This window comes from Pseudoalteromonas sp. S3178 (assembly GCF_005886985.1).
Lineage (GTDB): Bacteria > Pseudomonadota > Gammaproteobacteria > Enterobacterales > Alteromonadaceae > Pseudoalteromonas > Pseudoalteromonas carrageenovora.
In genome coordinates, this window is record NZ_PNCW01000608.1 from 1 (window position 1) to 302 (window position 302).

At 42.7% G+C, this 302-nt stretch carries 1 protein-coding gene; it reads right to left on the bottom strand.

Translation table 11 applies throughout. The features are described 5' to 3' along the window. Nucleotides 1-302, bottom strand: a 302-nt coding sequence (locus tag CWC11_RS22430; RefSeq protein WP_138684282.1) for a helix-turn-helix domain-containing protein, incomplete at both ends; no start/stop codon positions are given.

The following is a 302-nucleotide window of genomic DNA, read 5'->3' on the forward strand; positions in this document are numbered from 1 at the left end:
GCTATTTTTATTAGTTTTTTCTGTGCAGCCTTCATTGTTCTTTTCCTCACTTTTTTCTCCATACAGGCCAGAGAGCTTATCTGTATCTTCTAAAATATCTGATAACTTTACTTTACAGATTTCAGCAAACCGAAGCAATGTCCCAAGCTTAAAGGAGCTAGAGCCATTTAAATAGTTATCAAGGGTCCTGTAACCCACACCTAAACGCCGGCTAACCTCTTCTCGGGTCATCCCTTTTTTGCGCTTTAGCCCCCGTATCAGTCGGCCGATACGTTGGCTTACCTCGTATTCTTCTGGCGTCT